The sequence below is a fragment of the Arcticibacterium sp. SM2516 genome, from assembly GCF_057914865.1.
On sequence record NZ_CP195290.1, the window covers coordinates 978,740 to 1,005,323 of the forward strand.

Here is a 26,584-nt window from a genome sequence, read left to right on the forward strand (position 1 = left end):
CTATTGTAAAATCTAGCCAAAATTCAATGCGAAAAAATACATTTATAGTCGTCCTTATCTTCTTTATATTTTTTGTTATCTCTTTTTTGAGTAATATTCTGGGTCCAATTATTCCTGATATACTAAATAGTTTTGATCTTGGTCTTGGTTTAGCAGGTTTTCTGCCTTTTTCGTTTTTTGTTTCCTATGGCGTTGCTTCCATACCTGCAGGTGTTTTGGTTGAAAAATATAAGGAAAAGAAGGTGCTGCTATTGGCATTTTTTCTGGCTTTCATAGGAGCATTATTTTTTGCTTTAGTCCCTATTTTTCCAGTAGCATTACTTTCTTTATTCATTATTGGTACTGGCATGGCCATGCTTCAGGTGGTGATAAACCCACTGTTGCGTGTGGCTGGTGGAGGTGTAAACTTTGCCTTCAATTCGGTTATGGCTCAGTTGTTTTTTGGGGGAGCATCTTTTCTTAGTCCTATGCTTTATTCTTATTTTGTTAAGCATGTACATGTAGGCCAGCCAAGCAATTTTATCATTGAAACGATGAATAACATAGTGCCAGCAAATTTAACTTGGATCTCTTTATATTGGGTATTTGCGATTATCGCATTATTGATGATTTTAATTATAAAATCTATAAAGTTTCCGGAGGTGGAGCTGGCAGAAGATGAGCGAATTGACACAGGAAATGCATTTCGTGAATTGATAAAGGACAAAAAAGTGATCTTGTTTTTTATAGGTATCTTCTGTTATGTGGGCACAGAACAAGGAATTGCCAATTGGACCTCCAAATTTCTTCAAGAGTATCACGGTGTAGATCCAGCTACTTTGGGAGCGAGTATTATTTCCTATTTTTGGGGGTTGCTCACCATCGGTTGTTTTTTAGGACTATTATTGCTGAAGATTTTTGATAGTCGTAAGGTATTGATATTCTTTTCCTTAGGTGCAATCGTTGCTCTGCTCTTAGGATTGTTTGGTCCGCTTAATTGGGCTTTGATTTGTTTTCCTCTCACTGGTTTTTTTGCTTCGGTGATGTGGTCTATAGTCGTCTCACTGGCTCTTAATTCCGTAGCTAAGCACCACGGTACTTTCTCAGGTATTCTTTGCACCGGCATAGCTGGAGGTGCTTTTGTGCCTTTGATTATTGGTGGCTTGGGCGAACTTGTCGGATTACGTATGGCCATGTTGTTTTTGTTGGTAACTTTAGGTTATATTTTAGGTATTGGTTTTTGGGCCAAACCCTTAGTGACTAATTCAACCATAAAAAGCTGGAAAGAACTCTTTCATGTATAAAATTATTTTATTGATCGATTTTGCTGAAGAATATAGCAAGGCCCTGTTAAAAGGTATTGCTAAATATTCAAAAGAAAACGGTCAATGGATTTTTTGTCGAATGCCGCTTTTTCAGAGAGAAACCATTGGCTTAGATGGGATTTTAGAATGGGCCATTGAATGGGGAGCAAATGGTATCATTGGGCAACTTTATAATGAGCCAGGTATCGAGAAGTTTATAGAAGCAGGAATCCCAGTAATTGCTCAGGATTTTAAGGAGCGATTTAATGAAATTCCTAATATTACCGGTGCACACAAGGAAGCAGGTAAAATGGGAGCCGATTATTTTCTAAAGAAAGGCTTCAAAAATTTTGCTTTTTATGGCTTTAAAGATATTGTTTGGTCAAGAGAAAGGGCAGAGGGTTTTGAAGAAAAAATAGTAAAGAGTGGTCATAAAGTTCACTATTTTGAGCATGTTAAGGCTCGCTCTTCCGAAGTTTGGTACTACAGGCCAAGTTCACTAAGTCAATGGCTCAAATCTTTACCCAAACCTATCGCCTTAATGGCCTGTGACGATAACCAAGGGCAGCATATTACGGAAGCTTGTCGTCATTCTGGTATCAGAATTCCCGAGGAGGTGGCTGTTTTAGGGGTAGACAACGACGAGATGATTTGTTCTTTTTCGGATCCTCCGCTTTCTAGCATAGGGCAAGACACAGAAAAGGGTGGATACGATGCTGCGAGGCTTTTGCACCGAATGATGGAAAATGACATATCAGCTCATTATGACATTATAGTAAAGCCTACGCAGGTTATCACACGCCAATCCACTGATATTTATTCTACAAACGACAAACATATAGCAACCTCCTTAATGTATATTCATCAGAATATAGATAAAAAGCTGCAGGTGGATGATATTGTAAAGCAAGTCCCATTGTCAAGAAGGGCTCTGGAAAAACGTTTTTTAGATATGACTGGCTATCCTGTTTACAAATATATCTTTAATTTGAGAATAGAGAAATTGAGTCAGAAATTGCTTGAAACAGACTTAAGTGTTTTCGAAATTGCTCTTGAGTTGGGTTTTTCAGATACCAAGAATATTGCAAGACAATTTAAGCAAATCAAAGGTTGTACTCCCAGCGAATATCGAAATCAATTTTTGGCATAATGTTTTTTTTCCGAAGCATTACTTTACCATTACGTTTTCCAAATTGTATCCTTTGATGCTGACTTTTGGTTCTTTGTTGCCAGTGTCTTTTTTATAGCATTTCACAGTTAAAGTTTTGGTTTCTTTTGGTGGAATAGAGATGTAATTGTCTGACCAAAAGACGGGTACTACGGCAGTTTGTGAATCAGAATTGATCAACTCAGCCTCTATAAAGAATGCGATTTTATTACTTTGGTTTGTTAATTCTAGTGTTATCTCGTATTCATCAGTAGTATTTGAAATTCTTTTTGTTGCTTCAATTTTAGTTTTTGGCAAATTATTGAGTGAAGTGAAATCGGCATATTGTTTTTGCGGAGTATAAAACCAAAATTTCTGGTCCCAATCCATTTGGTCCGGTTGAGTGGCTAGCCAGTAGAAATTATCGGCAATGAGCTCTTCTGTTCCTTTTTTGAGTTTTAAATCTAAAAAGTATACTTGATTTTTACCTTGAAGTTCTGGGATTTTAAGGGCGTTTAAGGTGCTGTTTTTATCTAAATTTGTTGTTAAAGTTTTTTCAAATACCACTTCAGATTTGGAGTTGAAAAGCTTTATTTGAGCGGTTATATTTTTCAAATCTAATTGAGTATCGTTACTCAAGTGTATGGAGTGATCATAATAATTGTACATAACGGATACTGGATTTGCAGCCTTTTTTGTACCATAATATGCACCTGTTGGCATTAAATAATAATCGTACAATTGCCAATAAAACTCAGGCCAAGGAGAATTTAGCATCCATTGCACCACGCCCGTGGAGGTTGGTCGGTTCATTACATGCGACTCAAACATTGGTCTAATGGCCTCATAATTCATTATTTGTGCTTTAAAAGCGAGGTCTTCTAAGTCCTTGGGTTGGCCAAGTTTGGCTTTTAGGGCTTTTAAATAAACGCCCAAAGTATTGAAATCTTTTCGACCAGAATGATAATTCCATATTTCGTTTTCGGCGGGCCAAAGTTTATCCGCTGGTATCATCTTTTTAATAGCATCAATGGGTGGTATCTGCGGTCCAGGCCCTACCTCAGAATTGAACCCATACGCTCCTCCTAGCTCTTTGTCTTCGTACCAGTAAATGGGTGGCACATATTCATAAGGGCCGTACATTTTCATACCAGATTTACCCGAAATAGAACTTTCAAAATCACCAGAAGAAATCAAAAACGGTCTCGTTGGGTCGTATTTTTCTAAGGTTTGTAAGTATTTTTTTTCTAAGGAAGGTGCTGGCATGGCATCGCTTCCGCCCGCCCAAGTAAATATACTTGGGTGATTTCGTAGCCATTTTACTTGATCTCTAAAATAGTCAGACAACAAGGTTTCCTCATCAGGGCTAAGTTTGATGCCATATTTGGCTACATCTTCATTTATAGGTAAGTTTTCGTCGCCTTCACTTTTCTCTAATACTTCTCCAAGATAATCAGGCCATTCCCATTGACAGCTCCATCCGACCATCAACAATATGCCGTTTTGATCGCATAAATCGTAGATGTGTTGGTTATTACCCCATATTCCTTCAAACCGGAGTGAGTTTAGATTCATTTCCTTTACATACCTGATTTGTGCGGCATCTTTTTCTGGCATGAATCTCAAGAATAGATCATCTACCCAGCCTCCACTTTTTATCAACACTTCTCTTCCATTTACTTTATAACCACGAACGTTTTTTGGGTTGAGGTAAGTTTCTATTTTTCTAATACCAAATTTTGTGTTTTGTTGGTCTTGGGCTATTCCATTTTCGGTCAATTGCATTTCTAAACTATACATATTTGCTTCTCCGAGTCCATTTGGCCACCATAGTCTCGGATTGCTTATGTTTAATTGTTGAAATTCTTCTGGGCTAAACTTTATTTCGGTTTTCTCATGTGCTTGAAGTATGACTTTCTTTTGGAAAGATATATTTTCAATTTTACCATTTAGTTCTACATTTTTAGTTTCCTCACTGTGGTTGCTTACTTCCACACTTATAGTTACTGAAGCCTTACTTAAGTCAATGGTGTTTACATCTGGTGCAACAAAACTGGCGTCAATGGATATTTTTCCCGAACGCTTTAGTCGAATCTCTCTAAAAATACCCATGTAGTGGTCGGGTGGGGTAGGAGCCCAGTCCACAAAACCCATATAGAAATCTCGGACTTGTGGCGGGAATATTTCTACTACTAATATGTTCTCACCAGATTTGGCTTGCCCAGAAATATCTAGTTCAAATTGCCTAAATGCTCCAAATAAGGAGTCTTTATGGGCTATTTGTTTGCCGTTCAACCAAAAGTTTGCACTATAATTTATTCCATCTATCAGTAGTTTTAAATGTTCAGTTTTATTGTCGAAATCATCAAGATTGAACGTATTTCTAAACCACCAAGATGATTCAAACTGCTCGGCAGGTACTTTCGCCAAATTATCACCCATGAAAATGTCTGGATATTTGCCAGCTTCCACCAATGCTCCCATTACGGTGTTGGGAACGGTAGTTTTTATCCACTTTTCAGAGTCTATAACATTGGAAGAAAGTGTTTCTCCATTTGCAGAGATACCTGCAGTAGGTGCTATCGTCCAACCTTTACTTAATATGGTTTCCCCGATTTTTATTTTGGAGCTGCAACTAACAAGGATAAAGCTTATGGAAGCCAGATAAAGCAAACGAACAGTTTTTGTCATAATGATTGTATATACCGTATGTAAAGTTTACTCCAGAAACATCTAATTGGGCTATTTAGAATGTGTTTTTAATTTGGAAATAGCCTAAAAGTGACATCTTAAAGTATATGTATCAAAGGTCAATGAAATTAACAATAAAAATCAGATGAAAGATAAGAAATTGTGGTTTAGTATGGTTTTGGTAGGCATGTCTTTAGGTACTGCTTGGGCTATTCGAGGTCAGTTTGGTCACGAGCAAGGTGCAGCATGGGCGGGTGCTATTGGTACATTAAGTATTTTGTTAGTTTCAAAACGAAAGGATTGGCTTTCGAAAGCCTTCTCCGTTACGCTTGCAGGTGCCGTTGGCTGGGGCTTAGGCGGTATGATGAGCTACGGAATGGTAGTAGGCTATGGTCGTGCCACCGATTTTGTTAATGTCTTTTATGGTCTATTGATGCTCTTCGTTATAGGTGGGCTTTACGGTTTTATTGGCGGAGGTTTTTTCGGTTTTGCACTTTTAAATCCTAAAAAAACAGAAGTGAAGTGGTCCAGACTGATTGTAGAAATGGTGGTGAGTGGCCTTGTTTTTTATTTTTTTATGATTGAGCAATTTGGCTGGAATATGACACCTCCAAGAGCAGAACATTGGGCCATTTGTTTTGGAATGGCCGTTGCACTTACATCACATCTCATCAGAAATAAGCAATATGCACCATTGCGTGTCGCTGTTTTTGCAGGATTAGGCGGTGGCTTTGGCTTCGCTTTTGGTAATTTTCTTCATGTCCTTGGTCGTGTTTCAGAAATAGATTTTAATTTCTGGAATGTAATGGAATATTCTTTAGGATTTTTTGGTGGCTTGGGAATGGCTTATGGAGCTTTTACCGCAAAGTGGGAGGAAAATGAAGTAGAAGAAGTATCAAGCAATAATGAATTTCTGTCCTTACTAGGTGTTTCATTGCTTATTCCATTCATAGTGTGGCAGCAAAGCTTTAATTCGGAACGAATCACGGCTATGCTTGAAAAAATCAACTTTTCAGATTTAAGTTTAGGAGTCACTGTTTCCCTGTGGCTCTCTTTGGTCTTAATTTTAGCATTTTCAGTGTTTTATTATAGGAGAATTAAAGCTTTAAATACAGGCAAGTTCCCATACTCAGAAATCAAGATTTTGTTTGTCGGTCTTTTCTTTATTTATATCATATTTTCTTGGCTTATTACTGGGGCGTTTTTGAGTACTTATCGTATTGAACAATATCTCTATTTAGTCAATTTTGTCATCATTATTTTACTTATAAATAAGGCAGAGGCCTCTTTTACTTCTGTTGAAATGAATGTAAAAACTTGGCTAATTGGTTTGGTTGGGGTTGTGCTTTTGATAGCCATTTTTGCATTAGTCGCCATTAATACACATGGAGAAATGGATCATTCACAGAAAAGATTTGGTGGAGAGGAAATAACAGTTAAAGCGGAATAGTCATTTTTCAATCCACTAGATATATAGAGTAGAATAATTAGCAGAGGCAATGATTATTAAAAATCCCAAGTATTTAATGCTTGGGATTTTTTGTTTTAGAAGGCCTTTTTAAGGGCTCTAATCAACTTGACTTTGAGGCATAATTATGGAAACTTCTCGAATTAAATTAAGATTCTAAGCGTAGTATTTGCAATCCTAATCGTTTGTTTTAATGCCGTTTGTACAAAGAGATTTACTATTGATTTATAAGTGTTGTATTTACGCTGTTAACGTGGTCAGTTTGTATCAAATCTACTTTGTATTCGGCGGCTTTGATATAATTTTTACTATGATCATAAAGCCCTAGTAAATCGGTGAAAACCATTATGTTTTCTTTATGAATAGCAGTGACCAGTTCTTGATTTACTATCGACCATTTAACATCAAATGCATATGGTTTCAATGTTTTTTTCTTGATTAATAACTCATTTGGATGACTTAAGGATGGCATAACTTTTACATGTTTATGAGTAGTTTTTAATGCCAAAAGAAATTCATCCGATCCATAAAAAACGGCATTCTTAAGTAAGTTATACTTTTTGAGTGCTTTGATAAGGGGGGCAGCTAATACATCCTTACAATCCACATAAAGGTTGGTTTTTGATTTATGAAGTGCATTCCACCTGGATATTAAGGAAAGTGTTTCTTCCAATGTTGGGATTTTTTCGGAGTCAAATTTCTCGCCGAACCCTTTTCCTGCTGATAAGGCTTTCAATTCTTCTAAAGTAAAATCTTTCATTTTGCCTTTTCCATTTGTAGTTCGGTCTAGGCTTCCGTCATGTAAGATTACCAATTGCCCATCTTTGGTGGTTCTCACGTCAATTTCAATATAATCAACACCAATTTCTAAAACTTTCTTAAATGTAGCTAAAGTGTTTTCAGGGGCTACTTCTGAGTTTCCTCTATGGGCAGAGACTCGTAAATGATGCACATATTCACGAGCCTCTAAACTACTATTTTTTACTTTAAAGCTGTTTTGAGCGGATGTTTGTAAGCTAAATAAGAAAAATAATGAAACAAAAGTGGCAGCTTTATTACAAAATGTCATTGTTATAAAACTTTTTAGTGCTATTCTTTTTCAAAAGATGATTAAAGTACTTTTCAAGTACTATGGCATAATCTTCAGACATTTCTGTATCGCCAATATTGGAGAGCAACTCCTCCAATTCCTCTTTCGAGATATTGTTTTTGAGGAGTTTATCTATTAAGTACGCTGGACGTGACGATGTCATTTCTTTTGTATTTTTATTCAAAAACCACCACAGGCTCTCCCTATTTTTTACAGTACTTTGGCACCGTCGGTCATAAATACCCGTGTGCTTACTGTAAATGAACCACCCGTTGGACCTTTGTATTTCATGTCAACATAAAATGCCTGAAATCCTTTTTGCGGATATGCTTGGGTCAACTTGATATTTGGTAAATCTTTGAGTTTGATATTTTTACTTATCCATAAATTATTTCTAAAGTCTTTATCACTAGATGTCGTTTCCCATAGCGTGGCTTCAACTAGACCATTCGGGTCTGGATTAATCAAGAGTTCAGCTCCATAACTTGTATCATTGATGGTCCAAGTGCTTACAGGATAAGTTTTGTTCATAATAGTAATACCAAAAAACGCACTTAGGGCTTTCAAAGCTTGTTCTCCTCCACCAAGATTATGCCCTGCATTTGGCACATAATGTATCATGTTTTTGCCCGGTATTTCAGTAAAATAGTGCTTTATAGCGTCAGCTGTCCAATATTCATCATTGGTGCCAATGAAAATCATTTTCGGTACGGTCATGTTTTTCCGGTAAGAAAAAGGATCTATCATCGCTGTAAGTGCCTTGCCGTCTTCTGTCTCGGTACCCTGTGGAATTCCAAGTTTGACGTAGTCTTCTATTTGGATACTATATTCGCCATAGGTGGTGTATTGATAATTTAAGGTGGCTGGCATGTTGAGCATATCTATCACCATCGGGCCAATAGCCTTTACACGTTTGTCGTCAATAGCCGAAGCCAGCCAAGTAGTCCAACCTCTTTTTGAAGCCCCTGAGATTACAAAATTATTGACATCAAAATTGACTTTTTGTTTGGTGAATTCCTGAACGGCATCCATACTTCTAACGGCAGATTTCACCATTGGAAACAATAGCGGCCAGGAGTAGTCTTTGTCTTGTTTAAACTGATGCAAAGTATATGAAATTAGTGCATCTTCTGTCAAATCGCCATAGAGTGGTTGGTTAGGGACCTGTCTAATAAGTGCCACAACAGCCTTATTCCTTAAGGCTATTTCTGCTAATGGTTGCCATAAATCATCTGATTTGCTCCAGTTAGGTTGTTCTTCTTTGTTAGAACCTCCAGTAATGAAGAGCAAGGCACCATCGTAAAGTTTATTTTTAGGTATGAATATCGTTAATTGGTGTCTCCAAGTGTATTGACGCCATTTTTGAGATGTAAGCAGTAGGTGGTAAGCGGTTACATTTTCCAGAACAATAGAGTCTTTTAGCTCCCAATTGTAGGTTTTGTCGCCATTATTAATATAGTTTTCCAGTGCATTTTCTGGCGTAATCTTTTGGGCATAAATAACATTGCTCATGATCATCAAAAGCAATAAGCCAAATATAGATTTTAGAACACTTTTTTTCATAGATAAAATATTATAAGTAATTATTTTGATGAAGGTTTCGGACTTTCTTTTACTAATTCCAAAGCTTGATTGATGTAGGTATCGCCGGTCATCTCGCCCAAGCTCGTTCTACTGACGTATTCATATCTTTTAAAACTATTAAAGTCTTCTTTAGTTAGGATATAGCCAAATGCATCGTTTGCCAAACCGAATAAAAATGGAAATTTGGTAGGCATTTTACGTTTCAAATAAAATCCAATATTGGGCAAAGCCTCACCAGGTATGGTTAATATTTGAGCGGGACCGATGTTGATTAAATTTATTTGTGTTTCTACATAGTTTTCCTTTCCAAATTCGTAATTCAGGGGTGATTTTTTTAATATATATCGCATGATGTCCGATTCTATCAATATTTCTAATTGTTTAGAAACACAAAATATAGAAGGATTTTCAACGGTTGGTGCATTTTCTATGATTCTAAGCGACTCATCGCCTAAGAGTTGACCAATTCTTATGCATTCTTCCCAGGTATTGGCCTCTTTGCCATTTTCCAAGCGGGTGTCTGCGGTAACCATTCCACCTTGTGCTCCATTCAAGAATATCGCCATTCCACCACCTTTACTTTCAATGCGATCATAAAGTGGACCACATAGATCTGGGCTGAGAATGCCTCTACCTGATCCTAATACTTCGGGGTGAATGGCGTAGTTAACGAGAGTAGCTATTTTTTGACCTTTTTTATTACCTGTAGTTGCAATAGCCTGTATCACTCCACACCGAGGATCATATAGAGCCGGAGCGTAATAATTATAAGCAATTTTGCCTTTGGCATCGTCCACTGCAATTTTTAGAGAAGCTGGTTCAAGGTTTTTGACCGCCTCATTCACAGCATCTGCTATCTGAGCAACACACCAATCTAAATATTTTAAGTCGGCATAAGATGTACCGGTTTCATCAGGAAAACCGTAGGCATCCGGTGCACTGTGTGTATGTGTTGCCGCTATGATTATATTTTCGGGCAGAATGCCTTTAATTAAAGCACGAGATTTATTTCCCAATACCGAAGTCCAGCCTAAGTTATCGACACTTACAATGGCTATGCGGGTTTCACCGTTTTCTAAGACTAAGGCTCTTGCAAAGAGGTCTCCTCTTTTTTCGGTAACAGGGTTGGGTTTTCCTATTCCACCAGATACTGGCAACAATGGGTTTGGTGTGATGATTCTCTTGGCTGCACCTACTTGAAGTGTTTGAGCAAATACTCCGAACGATAAAAAGATGAGGCTGAGCAAAAAAGTGTAAAAAACGACTCTTTTTTGGGGATATATAAGCATAGAAAAGAAATGGTAAGGTTGAATGAAAGCAGCTTAAGAATGGTTTGAATTAGATAGAAATTGGTAGCTTCAAAATATCCACTACCAATTTAATTCTCAATTCTATACGCTAAATTTTAATGCGTTAATAAGCCGTTACCATGGTTTGCCAGTTCCTTGCACAAGCCAAGGTTTTGACCAAGGGCTATTTTTACCGTCAGCCTGAGAGAAATTTGTTGTTTCCAGTTTATCCAGAGCTGCATTCGCGTTTACTTTGTTGATGTTTAACTCATCTTGCATATAATAAAAACGTAAAGGTAGAGCTTGTCTTTTAGCAGATGGGCCAGCCTTAAGAGCTGGAAGTCCAGTTCTTCTAAAGTCAAACCATGCTTCCGTGGCCGCCGTCCAGCTAGCAATCCATTTTTGTTCCATGATTTGTTTCAGCGTGCCATCATATGCTACACCAGTATTTGTTAAATAAGTAGCGGACGAGTTTCCTACCCCCCAAGTGGTCATAGATGCTTTTACGCCAGCCTCATATAGAGATTTTGCGTTTCCAGCTGACCATCCTTTCAATGAAGCCTCTGACAAGATAAAGTTTACTTCTGCTGCTGATATCAATCGAGCCTTTAAAAGTGGTCCTGTGGCCTGCTTATACATGCTATTTAAGAAAGAAACATGTGGATTGAAAGACGTTTGACCAGGCGTTGGATTGAGGTTATATGCCGATGGTAAAGCAGAGAAACTTGGTGGTAAACCCACATATTCAGGATCTGTGTCTAAAACTGTATTTCCAACTTTATCAGGAGAAAGTAATCTTTTGCCATCTACTATTTTGTCCGTTCCTGCTGGTAAGGTTGCGTCTACTACTAAAGGTACTTCTACTTTATTGGCCCATACCGCTATTCTTGGGTCTTTGAGCGATTGTAAAGTCTCTATCAAAGTAGATGCCATTTTTATTCTTCTATAGTTACTTCCACTGGCATCATAAACAGCATTTGCTGGCCATGAAGTACCATCACTTGTTCCAGGGAAACTCATGGTGGCGTCATCTGAGTTTGAAAGAATTATTGGATATTGAGCTGCATTTCCAACTATCTTTTCAATTCCAGCTTTTGCTACGTCTGGTTTTTTGGCAGAAATACGCATATAGTATCTCAAGGCTAAAGAGTTGGCCATTTTTCTCCATTTAGCAGGGTCACCATTATAGTATACATCTACGTTGTCTACTATACTCGTATACTCTCCTTTTGGTTTTGAGAGTAGGGTATTTGCTTTTTCCAAATCGGCTAATATTCCCGTATAAATAACCTCTTGGCTGTCAAATGAAGGTAAGATATTCTCTAAACCGCCTACTTCTCCTTTTAGGGCATTGGTATAAGGAGCATCAGACCAAAGGTCAGTAATAAGGCCAAAATTAAAGGCTTTCATTACCAAAGCTACACCTTGATGAAACTCAAGATTTAAAGCTACCGCTCTGTCATAGAATAAAGCATTGTTTCTAAGTATATCATAATGAGCATTCCAACTTTGGTTTCCACCCCAGTCGTAATCGTTATGGCCTCCAGACCAAGCATCTTTTTGAGTATGCTGCACTACGCCAGCGATGTCCTGATAGCCATAATTAACATATAGTCTAGCCGTTTCAGTTAAAATTGTTGGCATGATCAGGTTGGGGTTCACCAAGTCTGGCTGAACACCATTTGGGTTGTAATTTACTTCTGTGAGATCTTCACAAGAAAAGAACGAACCCATCAATATAAATAAGACGATAATATTCTTCTTTTTCATGATATTAAATGATTTAAGGTTTAAAATGTTAGATTTAATTTAAATCCAACTGGAATTACCCATGGGGTTACATTGTATCTTTCAATACCCTGCTTAAACTGTGTACCCGCCTGTGTACCTGCTTGAGGTTGGAATGCCATTTCTGGGTCTATGCCTATCTTGGCAGCAGTCCAAAGAATGATGTTTCTGCTATACACAGAAACAGATGCGTTTTGTAAACCAAGCTTTTTGGTTACATCGCCTGTGATATCATATGCAAATGACACCTCTCTCAATTTGACAAATGAAGCGTCAAACGTAGCAGCTCTTGTGAAATCCCATGGGTAATTGTCGCCATAAGGGATATACTTTGTGCCAGTTCCTCCAAGGTTTTCAGTATATCCTTCTATTTGTCCTTGAGCATTATATACCGCTAGTACACCAGGATTGAACACGCCATATGGATAAGTATTTCCACCATATTCAAATGGATATCCACCGTATTCTTCCGTAGGACCACCTACGATATTAAATTTATTTCCATTGACCTTAATCAGTTCTTCTTGGTTTGCTACCAAATAATTACGAAGGGCATCACCCGTCAAACCATTTGGATTAATAAGGTTATCCAAGAATCTTTGTGACTTAAGATCTGATTCTCCATATCTGTAAGTTTGAGAAACAAAATCACCACCTTTTCTCCAGTCAAAGGTCATATTTAAACTCATCTTCTTATAGGTCAAAGATGTTTGCATTCCCAAAATAAAATCTGGATTAAAATTTCCAATTTTCGATCTTGTATTAGATGCTTTAATGGCCTGCCAAGAACCATTTTTGTCTAAGATAGGATAACCATAGTATGGGGAAGACTCGTCCGTAACCGTAACCAATTCCGCGTCATAAATGTCACCTATTTTTTCACCTACGTAGGTCCATGCTCCACCTTTTGCGTCTGTCCAAAGTGTGTAGAAATCTAAACCATCAGAAAGACTCTTAATAGTCGTAGAGTTTTTATAGAAATTAGTCGTTAAATCTAGTCTCCATCCGTTTCTATCAAAAGGTGTACCGCCTAAGCTAAACTCCAATCCTTTACTTACCAGAAGTCCAGCATTGATATTCTTTGAGGTATATCCTGTTGAAGAAGGAAGCTTAGTTGGAATAATCTGGTTTCTGTTTTCTACAGTGTAGTAGGTTCCAGAGAATCTAAGTTTGTTTTTAAACATCGTCAAATCCACGCCAACCTCATAAGAGGTAGAAATCTCAGGCTTCAAATCAGGTAAAAGTATAGTTCCTGATTTAGAAAGTCTTGTTACACCACCCCAAGCTTCATTATTGGCTAAGGTATTGATCAAAGTATAAGGGTTGGTGTCATTTCCTACTTGTGCTATACCACCTCTAAGTTTCAACATATTGATGTTATTAGAAGAAACAGGGAAGAGTTCGTTAACAAGGAAACTCAAAGAGGCTGATGGATAGAAATAAGATCTGTTAGCTACTGGCAATGTACTAGACCAATCGTTTCTAGCCGTCAAATCTAAATAAAGCATATCCTTGAATCCAATATTTGCCATTCCATAAGCACTGTATACCACTTTATGAGATAAACTGCTGAAGTATGACAAGTTAGCTGGTGCAATATTTTGTAAAGTGAATAGGCCTGGTATAATCAGTCCTGTACCATTTCTACTGGCATTGCTCACGTCCGTAAATTTAGAGTCTCTTGAGTTAGCTCCTGCCGAAATTGATAAAGAGAAGTCCTCCATACGTTTAGCGTATGTTGCTAAAACGTCAACGTTTCTTTCGTATCTGCCTAAGTTAATTAATCCATAAGCTCCACGTGGTTCTTTATCGTAGCTACGACCAATTGTAGTCTCTCTATTTTCTTTATAGGTATCTAAGGCATATCTGGCCATTAAATTGATATTTGGAGTAAGCTGATAGTCTGCTTTTATGTTACCAAATAATCTATTTCTTTCAAATGCATTATTAACTTCATAAGCCAAAAAGTATGGGTTATTGAAATTGCCAATGGACTGTGATTTTTGTTGAAGTCCCTCTTGTCCAGGAACCCAGTAATCTTGCATGTCTAAAATATTAATATGCGGAGAAACAGCATAAGCCCACTGAAGAGGATTAGCTCCTCTTTCACCTGCAGGGCGGTTATTAGAGTTGTTTCTGCTCATATCTAAAACAGTGGTCAAAGTAAGCTTTTTGCTAACTTTCATAGAGGTATTTATGGCCAATGAATTTTTGAAGAGGTCAGAGTTTGGAATAATACCTCTGTTGGTCATGTTTGAATACGAAACTCTATAATTGATTAAGTCAGTGCTATTGGCTATCGAGATACCATTTGAAGTGGTAATACCCGTCTGAACAAAATTCTTAACATTATTTGGATAAGAAACCAAAGGAGTAGGAATCGGTTTGCCATTGGCATCTTTAGGGCTATTCCATTGTACCGCATTATATCCTTTGTCTAGTTCAGGACCAGAACCTCCGGCAGAACCTTCATCTATATATAATACCCCACCTGGGTAAGGATTATTGGTAGGTGTAAAAGGTAAAACTCCAGTAGCGAACTTGCTATGCATATCCAAAAACTTATAAGGATTATCAAAGACCGTGTTAGTACTTAAATTTACGGTCATCTTGTTGTTTTTGGAGCCATTTTTTGTGGTAATTAATACGACACCATTACCGGCTCTAGAGCCATATAATGCCGCTGCACTTGGACCCTTTAGAATAGATACGCTTTCAATATTATCAGGATTTATATCTGATATGGCATTTCCGTAATCTACTCTATTGTCGCCACCTATTTGGCTCACATTGTTAAGTGAATTGATAATAGGTACACCGTCAATCACAAACAAAGGTTGATTGTCGCTAGAAAGTGATTTGGCACCACGGATAATCATACTTACCGATGAGCCTGTACCACCCGTAGAGTTGATGGCAACACCAGCTACTTTGCCAGACATGCCATTTAAAACGTTCTCAGTGGTTACTCTATTCATGTCTTTTCCGTCTACCTTAGCTACAGAATAACCGAGAGATTTTTCTTCTCTTTTAATTCCTAGGGCAGTCACAACCACTTCATTTAAGGTGGAAGCATTAAGCGTCATTGAAACGTCTATTACGCTTCGAGTTCCTACGGACACTTCGATGGGATTATATCCCACAAACGAAAAAATCAGAGTAGCGTTGGCATTATCTAGGGCAATCGAATAAATTCCGTTTGCATTTGTTGTAGTGCCTTTGTTGGTACCTTTCAATACCACGTTTGCTCCGGGAATAACTGAGCCATCTTCTTCGGCTGTAATTGTACCGGTAACTGTTCGGCTCTGTGCCCAAACATTTGAAAAACAAAGTCCAATTATTACGGTCGTAATAAATAAACGCCGTAACATACGATGATAAGTAGAGCGTAGTTCCATATTGTTTATATTTTAGAATTGATTATACTGTTAATACTTTTATTGTAAAAAAAAAGACTACTCCATATAATTTAAAATATCAAAAGTTTATATTTTGTTTATGGAGGCCAATTATATAGGAAACTAAGGGGGAGGAAGAAAGTACAGCGTACTCGTAATCAAGTAATAAGGATCTACATAATTACTTTTTTGATATAGCTCAAAAAAGTAGCGTTTATGCAGCAGAGTTTGGATGAAAGGTTCGTGAACGATAGGCTATTCAAAATGCCTTAAATGGAAAACAATAGTCTTAACATTTTTAGGTTTTTTGACTCATAGTTGGTTTATAATAAGGAGGTTTATGGGTGCTTAAAAAGCGGAGGACAAATCCATATTTAACCTCAAATATTGCTTGGCTTTTACGAGTTGATTTTTAACGGTGTTTTTCGAAATTCGCATTATTTCGGCAATTTCCTGATATGACTTTCTTTCCTCCACCACGAGTTTTAAAATCATTTTTCGTTTTTTAGGAAGTGTTGACATGGCAGAAAGCAACATGTCTATTTTAACTTCTTCTATATCTACGCCTGTATTTTGGTTCTCTTTAAGATTTATCAAATACTGGTCTAGCATTTGTTGATTTTTGTTTAGCTTTTTCAAATGATCAAAAGCCATGTTTTTTAAGCAGGTAAAAAGATAGGCATTGAAGTTTAATTCAGGATCAATTTGATCTCTGCGATTCCAAATCTTAATAAATACTTCTTGGAGCATATTTTCGGCTTCCTCATTGTCTTTTAAAATAGAGGTGATAAACCTTAGTCCTGGTTCTCTGTAATAATCATACAATTGTGTAAATGCTTTAGAATCGCCTTCGGCAACTTTCTGAATTATTTCATTTAATGCTTCCATGGTAGTTAGAGATTACGGTGAAGGTAGATATGTTGAAAATGTCTAAAAAAAAAGGCAAATAGTAACATTTTGAAATTTCCATTTTATACTTCTTTATCAATTTTACAATACCCAAAAAACCAATTGATTGATGACAGAATTATATGTAGTTTCTAAACTTTCAAATGCCGTTTAGATAAATCCTATAATAAATTTGCGTCATTTTTGATAATAAGTATTCGCATATTGCGTAATTAAATCCTCAATTTACGCAAATGGCCTATAGTTTAACTTTGAGTTAGTAAACAAGGCCGATTTCTTAATGTTTAGTTAATATTGAGAGCTCTTTCTTGATGTCTTTATAAGATGAATCTTAAAACTTAATCTGGTTACTGTTGAAGTGTTATGTTCGAGGTTTAGTGAAGATATTTTGAGTTTTTGAAGCTCCGTGAATAAGAAAAAAAACATATTTCGCTATCTATGAATAGTACCAAAAGTGCAAAGTGAAGTATTAATCCATATTTAGTGATGTAACATTATGCCAAATGAATTATTATAAGAATTGGATTTTTATCTTACTATTCCAAACCTCTATCGGTGCTGTTTCCCAGCAAGCCATAAGTAAGGAGGGTGCCTTAGTGAGTTCAAACCTTATTTTTGCCCCACAGGCCAAACATGTACACAGTAGCAGCATCGTAAATTTGCCGAATGGTGATTTTTTAGCGGTGTGGTTTTATGGTAGTGGTGAACGAACTTTCGACGATGTACAATTAATGGGAGCAAGGCTCAAAAAAGGTGAAACACGTTGGAGTGAACCTTTTCAGATGGCAGACACACCCAATATTCCAGACTGCAATCCAGTGCTTTTTTTGAATCAAGATAAAAAACTTTACTTGGTTTGGATAGCGGTTCAAGCCAATAAATGGGAGCAGTCTATATTAAGGTATAAAACCACCACAGATTACCTTAATCCAGGTCCTCCGAATTGGACTTGGCAAGATAATATTCTGCTAAAGCCTAGCGATGATTTTGCAAAAGAGGTAGTGAAAAAACTCAAAGAACAGCCAGATAGAGGCAAAGGATGGTCAGAGTATGCCCCTAGTTATGATGACATGATCATTAAAGCCAGCGAAGACATCACTAAAAGGAGTATTGGCTGGATGACCAGAATCAAACCTTTGGTCATGGACAATGGTAGAATAGTGCTGCCATTATACTCCGATGGTTACAATATGTCAATGATGGCCATTTCTGATGATAAAGGCACCACTTGGAGGCCAAGTTTACCATTGGTGGGGCGTGGACCTATTCAGCCAGCTTTGGTTCAGAAAAAGAATAAAAACTTGGTGGCCTTTTTGCGTGACAGCGGAGATTACCCACCAAGGGTACATTACAGCGAATCTTCAGACCTTGGCGAGTCTTGGTCTATGAGTATAAAGACTGACATTCCAAATACAGCCAGCGTGGAAATGCTTGCTCTTGCCGATGGCCGTTGGGCATTTATTGGGAATGATTTACCAAATGGTAGAAATCGACTTGTGCTTTTTCTGTCTGACGATGAGGGCAAAACATGGAAGTGGAAAACGGCTCTTGAAAATGTAGAGCCCAATGCTGGTGGATTTTCTTATCCAAGCTTAATACAAACTTCCGACGGCCTATTACACATAACGTACTCACACCATTTACCAAACAATAATAAGTCTATTAAATACGTGGTTGTTAACCCAGCTAAAATTTCAAATAAATGATTATGAAACGACTCCTATTACTTTTAGTATTTTGTTCTTTTTTAGATATCGCTTTTGCACAAACTAAAAAGCCCGTTTACTTAGACAAACCATATGCTCAGGACTTTGCCATTAAGTATTATGGACAGGGTTCTTTCGATAAAGTATTTGCTGATAGAAACGGGAATATTAAAATTTTCTCAGACAAAGGTATTTTAACACCCCATGATGGCCAGTTCCTTTACCCTGGCACTCTATTGGCCGATAAAACCTATAGAACCATTCAGCCTAAAAAAATAGCAGCCTTAGGCGTTTACAAGAAACAATTTGTGCTTCTGGATGACATCGCTATTCTGAGCAATGCTTGGGCTGGAAGTTTGTTTTCTAAACATGATTTACCTAAGGCCTCTATTTTTGAAGCCGGTAACGACTTTGGATTTTTGATTTCAGATAAAAAGAATCTGCATTTTGTAAAGAATTCACAAACAATCTGGAAGTTGAATTTAGAAGGAGATGAAGTTTTAGATATTAAATTTTTAGCTTCAACCAATACTTTTGTGATTTTAGGTAAAAAGGCGGTCTATACTTTTTTAACTCCATCCAATACATTTTCTAAGCTTTTAAGTGGTTCTGATTTAACGGCTTTTGATATCAAAGGCAATGATTTAATCGTGGGTACTCATAACGGTTATTTTGAGTACAATCTTGTCACAAAAAAACAAGGTGCTCTGCAACAAAGATTGCCATGGACAGAAATTACAGCGGTTAAAGTCATTGGTGATAAAATATGGTTTGGAACATCAAAAGGTGCTTTCGCAAAACGTGCAGATGGTAAGTTTGATTATTATAATGGAGAGCGTTGGTTGCCGAGCAATAACGTCATCCATATTTCAGATGGTCCAGAAGGTTCCGTTTTGGTATTGACTGATGCAGGTTTAGGCCAAATTTGCTTTAAAAAAATGACCTTGGCCGACAAGGCAGATATGTTTGATAAACAAGTGCGAAGCCGACATATCAGAAATGGTTTCAATGCCACGCTCACTGGTATGGAAAAAGGGAATATTTCTACTGGATATTTAGACGATTCCGACAACGACGGACTTTGGACTACCATGTATATGGGTGGAGAGATATTTAGATATGCCAGCACCAAAAGTCCAGAAGCACTCGAGAATTGCAGAGAGTCATTAGATGCCATGGAAAGGTTATATACTATCAACGACGTACCGGGTTTCCCATCCAGGTCTTTTGAGCGTAGCGGATTTATTGAAAAACTTTCTGATCCGGAACGTTGGCAACATGCCTCAGACCCTGAGTGGGACTGGAAATCTACCACGAGTAGTGATGAGGTGATTGGTCATGTATTTGCTTTTGGAGCTATGGCCGAATTTATACCAGATCCTGATATGAAACGTAGGTCTATTGTGTTACTCGATACACTTATGTCGCATATTGTTAAAAATGATATGTATTTGATTGATTTTGACGGTAAACCTACCCTATGGGGGCGTTGGAATCCAGAATATGTTAATTCTTTTCCGACAAACATTGGCGATAGAAAACTGAACTCGTCTAATATCATTGCGATGCTTCAAACGGCGTATCACTTTACCAAAAAAGAGAAGTACAAAGAGAAAGCCTTGGAACTGATGTACAAGCATGGTTATTTGGAAAATTTGATGCGTTCAATGAAAGAAATTGCTTCGGCAGGAGAGGGTTCTGATGATAAAAGTAAAATGCTCTCAGATGCATGGAATCACTCTGACGATGAAATGTATTTTGTGGGATACTGGGGTCTGTATCGCTATGCTTTTGATGAAGCCCTGAAAGCCAAATATAAAAAGGCCATTATAGACCATTGGGAAGCCGAAAGACCAGAAAAAGAAGGAGCTTGGAATATTTTTACGGCCATAACGGGCACACCAAATTTTGATTTGGATGAGGCTGCTTGGTATCTTAGAGAGCATCCTATTGACCTCATAGGTTGGGACATAAGTAACAGTCATAGAAAAGACATTGATAATTTGGCTCCTAATTTTAGAACACAGACTACCAAAGAGGTACTTCCACCTGATGAAAGACCCATACAAAGACATAATGGTAATATGTTTAGACTAGATAGAGTTGGTCAAAACGGAACTTTAGAGTACAGTGCTGGCGACATTTGGCTTTTGCCTTATTGGATGGGAAGATATCTAGGGGTTATTAGTTCTCCGCAGAAATAATGTGGCCTTTGGCGTCTTATCTATGTCGTCATTTCTACTTCACTCTGCTGGATATGTTGATAGTGATAGGTTATTATTGGTGGGAGTAGTATCTGAATAAAAGTTCTGAGTGAGTTTTACCACAGGTAGAACTTGAATTATTCTAAAAAAGTGGAGGCTATCTCTTATTAGGGAGATGGCCTCCTTTTTGTTTAACCCGGTCTATGCATTGGTGAATCGCAATGAGTTTTAAAGTGGAATGAATGGGTTTAATAATTGATTTGAAGCAATTTAGCTACGGTCCCGATAAAATCGCGATATTGCCTAATTCATAAAGCGGGTTTAGATATTTATGGCAAAGAGATTAATACCATAATTGTGTAAGAACTTCGAGAAATTGTGTAAGACCAATTCAAAGAAATCATTGTTATTTTGTAATAATGATTTTCATCATTCTTTTTCGATGAGATAATTGTCTATTTTGAAGTATTGAAAAAACTAATCGCCATATCGCTAGCCTCACTGATTCTATTCAGTCACATGGGATTTACATTTGCCACCCACTTTTGTGGTGGTCATGCTGTAAAATCAGAGGTGGGCTTTGGTCAACATAATTTGGATTGTGGAATGTCGTCGATGGACGTTGACAATGCAGTAGTTCACAACGGACAGCCATTTATTTCAGAAAACTGCTGTGCCAATCTTGTTTATCAGCTTGATATTCAAGATGATTATCAATCCACGAGAGAACAAATAACCGTAAACCCTGATTTTAGCATTGCATTTGTTTACACTTTTTTCAATATTAATTTCCCTTTATTAGAAGATCATAATTTTTATACCAACTATACTCCACATCCTCTAATAAAACAAGACGTCCAGATCTTGTTTCAATCTTTCCTTATTTAATACACTATCATAGAATGGGTCTTTCGTAACAGACCATAAGGCATGACTATGTCTTAAAACATTAATTACTTAATGTTATCTAATGATATGTTAAATAAAATAATCCGATATTTTCTTTACAACAAGCTTGTAACCCTCTTATTTCTAGCTCTTATAGTGGGCTGGGGCATAATAACCGCACCTTTCGGTTGGCAAACAGGTTTTCTGCCTTCAGACCCCGTTCCTGTGGATGCTATTCCTGATATTGGAGAAAACCAACAGATTGTTTTCACGCAATGGATGGGTCGTTCTCCGCAGGATATTGAAGACCAAATTACCTATCCGCTCACCACTTCATTATTGGGAATTTCAGGAGTTAAATCCATCCGTAGTTCATCCATTTTCGGGGTATCCAGTATCTATATTATTTTTAATGAAGACATAGAATTCTATTGGTCTCGATCCAGAATTCTAGAGAAGCTTAATTCCTTACCGACTAATCTTTTACCAGAAGGGGTACAGCCGGCTCTTGGTCCAGATGCTACAGCTTTGGGACAAGTATATTGGTATACGCTAGAAGGGCGAGATAAAGATGGCAACCCTACGGGAGGCTGGGATTTACACGAGATTCGTTCCGTTCAAGACTTCTATGTTAAATACGGACTGAATGCTGTTGAAGGAGTGTCAGAAGTAGCTTCTATTGGTGGATATATACAGGAATACCAGATTGATGTGAATCCCGATGCCATGCGGGCTTATGGCATTCCTTTGCATAAAATTATGCAAGCGGTTAAAGAGTCTAACCGAGATGTAGGGGCTAAAACGATTGAAATAAATAAAGCGGAATACTTAGTAAGGGGTTTAGGTTACATACGTTCGGTAGAAGATTTGGAAAAAGCCGTCGTAGGGGTCAATCAAAATGTTCCTATTCGAGTTAAAGACATTGGCGTAGTAACATTAGGACCTGCTACCAGAAGAGGATTACTAGACAAAGATGGAGCTGAAGTGGTTGGTGGCGTAATAGTAGCCAAATACGGTTCTAATCCGCTGCATGTCATCAATGCGGTAAAAGATAAAATCAAAGATATTTCCAGTGGATTGCCAAAGAAAACATTGGCAAATGGTGTAGAAAGCCAACTGACTTTAGTCCCTTTTTATGATAGAACACAGCTCATTCAGGAGACATTAGGCACTTTAGAGGAAGCACTCTCACTAGAAATCTTAATCAGTTTATTGGTAGTGATGGTGATGGTCTTAAATCTGAGGGCCTCTATTTTAATTTCAAGTTTACTTCCTATAGCAATTTTGATGGTTTTCATCGCTATGCGATATTTCCATGTTGACGCCAACATTGTGGCTCTTTCTGGTATTGCTATAGCCATTGGTACGATGGTAGATTTAGGGATAGTTCTTTCAGAAAATGTAATTAAAAAGATGGAGGAAGCCCCTCCGTCACAAACGCTCATTGAATCCGTTTATCTAGGTGCCTCTGAGGTGAGCTCTGCTATTCTTACGGCGGTAGCCACTACCATTGTAAGCTTTGTGCCTGTATTTACTTTACAAGCCGCAGAGGGTAAGCTTTTTACGCCACTCGCATTTACCAAAACCTTTGCACTCATAGCGGCATTGATAGTGGCCTTATTATTGTTGCCAAGCTTTGCTCATTGGTTTTTTGGTTTCAAAATCAAAAACGACAAGGTGAATAAATATGGCAGCTTTGCTTTAATTCTTATTGGTTTAGTCACATTCACTATGGGCTATTTCTTGCCGGGTAGCATTTTATTTCTGTACGGACTCATCGGTACAAGCAAAAATTACCTTCTTTTCAAGAATAAACAACTTCCCAAGATACCTGCCTTTGCTTTAAGGCATGGGGAATTAATTGTCTCACTTATAGCCGTTGTGTGGCTTCTGGCTAAATATTGGTTACCCTTGGGTGCTTCCACCTCTTTAATGACCAATTTCATTTTCGTGGCTATCATCGTGGGTGTCATAATAAGTATTTTCCTGCTTTTGGAGCATTATTATACCCGCATTTTAGGCTGGTGTCTGGAGCACAAAACCAGCTTTCTTTTGATTCCCTCGTTTCTAATCTTTCTGGCTGCAAACATTTGGTTGGGTTTTAATTCTATTTTTGGATTTGTATCAACGGGTTTTGATAAAGTAGATATCAATATCCGAAATACGGTGATATGGTCTGGTATGTCAAATTCTTTCCCAGGAATGGGCAAAGAATTTATGCCCTCCTTAAATGAGGGAAGTTTTCTTCTAATGCCAACTTCTATGCCTCATGCAGGTGTAGCTCAAAATAAGCAGGTGCTTCAGCAATTGGATATGCTTTTGGCCAACATTCCTGAAGTGGACCTGGCAGTAGGAAAAATGGGTAGAGCTGAGACGGCATTAGACCCAGCACCTATTTCAATGTATGAAACCATCATCAATTATAAGCCAGAATACGCCGTAAATTCAAAAGGACATAGACAGCGTTTTATGGTGGATGACAATAATGATTTCATCACTTGTAGCGGCGATACCCTTTCCAATCAAGATGCTCTGTTAAAAGGTATTAGTACCACAGATTTATTGACAAACCCAGATGGTGAGTACTTCAGAAATTGGCGTAAAGAAATTAAGTCAAGTGACGATATTTGGAATGAGATTGTTCGTGTAACCAAAATACCCGGCGTTACATCAGCTCCTAAGCTGCAACCCATAGAAACACGACTCGTTATGCTCCAAACAGGTATGCGAGCACCAATGGGAATTAAGGTATATGGACCAAATTTAAAAACCATTGAGGCATTTGGAATGGAACTAGAAGCCATTCTGAAAGAAGTACCTTCTGTAAAACAAGAAGCCGTTTTTGCAGACCGAATTGTAGGTAAACCTTATATACATCTGAATATTAACAGAGATGCCATTGCTCGATATGGCCTAACCGTTGAAGATGTTCAAAAAACGATAGAAACAGCCATAGGTGGGATGCAGATAACTTCTACAGTAGAAGGTAGAGAAAGATTTCCTGTTCGGATTCGATATCCAAGAGAACTCCGTGACGACCCCAGCAGTCTAAAAAAAATCTATATCCCGACGCCAACTGGTGTTCAGGTTCCTTTAGGTGATTTGGTTGATTTGGAATATGTACAAGGAGCCCAAATGATCAAAAGTGAAAATACTTTTTTGGTGGGTTATGTGCTACTTGATAAAAAGGAAGGCTTTGCCGAAGTAGATGTAGTAGAAGCTGCTCAAGCACATATTCAGCGTAAGATTGATAACGGGGAATTGGTGGTTCCGTCAGGTATCAGTTATAAGTTTTCTGGAAGTTATGAGAATCAAATTCGTGCCGAAAAAAGACTGGCTGTCATTGTCCCTTTAGTCTTGGGAATCGTTTTCCTGATTTTATATTTTCAGTTCAATTCCGTTTCCACTTCTTTAATGGTTTTTACTGGTATTTCTGTAGCCTTTAGTGGTGGTTTTATCATGCTCTGGCTTTGGGGTCAACCCTGGTTTATGAACTTCGGTTTTTTTGGGACTAATATGCATGATCTATTTCAAATGCAAACTGTCAACCTAAGCGTGGCTGTTTGGGTAGGTTTTATTGCACTGTTTGGTATTGCCACAGATGATGGCGTGCTTATGGGAACATATCTTACCCAAAGCTTTAAAGAGAACAAGTATAGTAATTTAAAAGAACTCCGTCAGGCGGTAGTTATTGGTGGGCACAGAAGAATAAAAGCTTGTACCATGACCACTACCACCACTATCATCGCTTTGCTTCCCATCTTCACTTCTACGGGTAAAGGAGCAGATATTATGTTACCTATGGCTATTCCAGCATTTGGCGGAATGATAATCGACATCACCTCTTATTTCATACTACCTGTACTTTTCTCTATAAGGGAGGAAAGGAAATTAAAAAAACTGAAATCATGATGAAATCAATTATTCATATCCTGTTCTTCGTTTCCTTATCAATATGCAGTCAAGGCCAGACTTTGGAGGAATATCTTAAAGAAGCGGCTGAGCATAATCCAGACATTAAAGCCGGATTTAGTGAATTCAATGCCGCACTTCAAAAAATACCGCAAGTAAATACGCTGCCAGACCCAACGGTTTCTCTTGGTGTTTTTGTGAGTCCAATTGAAACTAGGGTGGGTGCCCAAAGGGCAAAACTTTCCCTCAGCCAAATGTTTCCTTGGTTTGGCACTTTACAAGCTAGAGAAGATGCCGCTAGTTTAATGGCTCAGGCTAAATACAAGGAGATATCCGTGGCTAAAAATGAATTATTTCTAAACGTTAAACAGACTTATTTTCCAATTTATGAAGTCATGGAGCACATTAGAATCAATGAAGAAAACCTGAAAATCCTTGATACCTACAAACAGGTCAGCACCATAAAATATGCCAATGGGAAAGTTCCTCTTACAGATATTCTAAGAGTGGATATTATGTTGGAAAATGTGAAAACAGATATTAAAATACTTCATGAAAGTCTTAATCCACTTTATGTATCATTTAATAGACTCTTAAATAGAAATGATACTTTAATAGTACAAATTGAAAACCCCTTACTTCTCCCAATAAACGAGAATTCTATTGAGGCATACATAAAGACGAATCCATCTCTGCAATTGATTGATGCCAAAATAGAAGCAGAGATAGCAAATGAGAATTTAGCCAAATTAAAATCCAAACCAAATTTTGGAATAGGTCTAGATTACGCCATGATTTCCAAAAGAAAGGATGTGGAAATGGCACAAAATGGTAAAGATGTTTTAATGCCAATGGTTACGCTAAGCCTACCGATTTTCAAAAAGAAGAATGTAGCTTTTGTGAAAGAATCACAATTGATTCAAGTAGCACTTTCTGAAAAGAGAGAGGGGATGGAAAACAAACTTTGGAGTACTTATTCCACAGCATCTTTTGAGGTAGAAAGGGCTAAAGAACTTTATCTGCATTATCAAAGCCAAATAGATAGAAATAGCCGAATCATAAATCTGCTTTATTCGGCTTATGCCAATTCAGGAAGAGATTTTGAGGAGGTGCTTAGGGTGCAACAAGAAACACTAAAGTACGAAATGGCTAAAGCTACCGTCATGAAGAATTATCATTTAGCCATAGCTAAGATTGACTTTATTACGGCAAAAAATACTTTTTAAC

General features: G+C 37.7%; 16 protein-coding genes. 8 read left to right on the plus strand and 8 right to left on the minus strand.

Annotation, left to right across the window (positions count from 1 at the left end; genetic code table 11):
• The first annotated feature begins 26 nt into the window (after positions 1-26).
• Positions 27-1,283 (plus strand): MFS transporter, encoded by a 1,257-nt coding sequence (locus ACSBFT_RS04165; RefSeq protein ID WP_489603651.1) that lies wholly within the window; start codon positions 27-29, stop codon positions 1,281-1,283.
• The gene (locus tag ACSBFT_RS04170) at positions 1,276-2,433 is read left to right on the plus strand and encodes a XylR family transcriptional regulator (RefSeq protein ID WP_463047579.1); all 1,158 of its coding nucleotides are present in this window, start codon (positions 1,276-1,278) and stop codon (positions 2,431-2,433) included. Before ACSBFT_RS04165 ends, ACSBFT_RS04170 begins: the two co-directional genes overlap by 8 nt.
• Before the next feature lie 18 nt (positions 2,434-2,451).
• Here ACSBFT_RS04170 and ACSBFT_RS04175 read toward each other — a convergent pair whose 3' ends face one another.
• The gene (locus ACSBFT_RS04175; RefSeq protein ID WP_489603652.1) at positions 2,452-5,121 is read right to left on the minus strand and encodes a glycoside hydrolase family 2 protein; all 2,670 of its coding nucleotides are present in this window, start codon (positions 5,119-5,121) and stop codon (positions 2,452-2,454) included.
• Between the two features lie 145 nt (positions 5,122-5,266).
• Between ACSBFT_RS04175 and ACSBFT_RS04180 the strand changes: the two genes are divergently transcribed.
• A complete protein-coding gene (locus ACSBFT_RS04180; protein WP_489603653.1) occupies positions 5,267-6,571 on the plus strand; it encodes a photosystem II biosynthesis protein in 1,305 nt (434 codons plus the stop codon).
• A 235-nt stretch (positions 6,572-6,806) separates the two neighbouring features.
• Here the strand turns inward: ACSBFT_RS04180 and ACSBFT_RS04185 are convergent, their stop codons facing one another.
• From ACSBFT_RS04185 to ACSBFT_RS04215, 7 genes are all read right to left on the minus strand, one after another.
• On the minus strand, positions 6,807-7,658 hold the full coding sequence (locus ACSBFT_RS04185) for a glycerophosphodiester phosphodiesterase (RefSeq protein WP_489603654.1): 852 nt from the start codon (positions 7,656-7,658) through the stop codon (positions 6,807-6,809).
• Positions 7,645-7,842 (minus strand): hypothetical protein, encoded by a 198-nt coding sequence (locus tag ACSBFT_RS04190; protein WP_463047575.1) that lies wholly within the window; start codon positions 7,840-7,842, stop codon positions 7,645-7,647. Before ACSBFT_RS04190 ends, ACSBFT_RS04185 begins: the two co-directional genes overlap by 14 nt.
• 47 nt (positions 7,843-7,889) lie before the next feature.
• Positions 7,890-9,242, minus strand: coding sequence for a PhoPQ-activated pathogenicity-related family protein (locus ACSBFT_RS04195; RefSeq protein WP_489603655.1), 1,353 nt, complete (start codon positions 9,240-9,242; stop codon positions 7,890-7,892).
• Positions 9,243-9,262: 20 nt separating this feature from the next.
• Positions 9,263-10,552 (minus strand): hypothetical protein, encoded by a 1,290-nt coding sequence (locus ACSBFT_RS04200; protein ID WP_463047573.1) that lies wholly within the window; start codon positions 10,550-10,552, stop codon positions 9,263-9,265.
• Between the two features lie 135 nt (positions 10,553-10,687).
• Complete coding sequence (locus ACSBFT_RS04205; RefSeq protein WP_463047572.1) at positions 10,688-12,322, minus strand: SusD/RagB family nutrient-binding outer membrane lipoprotein; 1,635 nt, start codon at positions 12,320-12,322, stop codon at positions 10,688-10,690.
• A 20-nt stretch (positions 12,323-12,342) separates the two neighbouring features.
• Complete coding sequence (locus tag ACSBFT_RS04210) at positions 12,343-15,738, minus strand: SusC/RagA family TonB-linked outer membrane protein (protein ID WP_489603656.1); 3,396 nt, start codon at positions 15,736-15,738, stop codon at positions 12,343-12,345.
• A 348-nt stretch (positions 15,739-16,086) separates the two neighbouring features.
• Entirely contained in the window at positions 16,087-16,626 is a 540-nt protein-coding gene (locus tag ACSBFT_RS04215) for an RNA polymerase sigma factor (protein WP_489603657.1), read from the minus strand.
• A gap of 524 nt (positions 16,627-17,150) precedes the next feature.
• Here ACSBFT_RS04215 and ACSBFT_RS04220 point away from each other — a divergent pair.
• The 5 genes from ACSBFT_RS04220 (at position 17,151) to ACSBFT_RS04240 (ending at position 26,583) form a co-directional block, all read left to right on the plus strand.
• Positions 17,151-18,353 carry a sialidase family protein gene (locus tag ACSBFT_RS04220; RefSeq protein ID WP_489603658.1) on the plus strand — a complete coding sequence of 401 codons (1,203 nt, stop codon included), beginning with the start codon at positions 17,151-17,153 and terminating at the stop codon, positions 18,351-18,353.
• Between the two features lie 2 nt (positions 18,354-18,355).
• On the plus strand, positions 18,356-20,557 hold the full coding sequence (locus tag ACSBFT_RS04225) for a hypothetical protein (RefSeq protein WP_489603659.1): 2,202 nt from the start codon (positions 18,356-18,358) through the stop codon (positions 20,555-20,557).
• A 468-nt stretch (positions 20,558-21,025) separates the two neighbouring features.
• A complete protein-coding gene (locus ACSBFT_RS04230) occupies positions 21,026-21,445 on the plus strand; it encodes an HYC_CC_PP family protein (protein WP_489603660.1) in 420 nt (139 codons plus the stop codon).
• 87 nt (positions 21,446-21,532) lie between these two features.
• Positions 21,533-25,357, plus strand: coding sequence for an efflux RND transporter permease subunit (locus tag ACSBFT_RS04235; RefSeq protein ID WP_489603661.1), 3,825 nt, complete (start codon positions 21,533-21,535; stop codon positions 25,355-25,357).
• Complete coding sequence (locus ACSBFT_RS04240) at positions 25,354-26,583, plus strand: TolC family protein (RefSeq protein ID WP_489603662.1); 1,230 nt, start codon at positions 25,354-25,356, stop codon at positions 26,581-26,583. The genes ACSBFT_RS04235 and ACSBFT_RS04240 overlap by 4 nt, the downstream gene beginning before the upstream one ends.
• The last annotated feature ends 1 nt before the right edge of the window (position 26,584 follow it).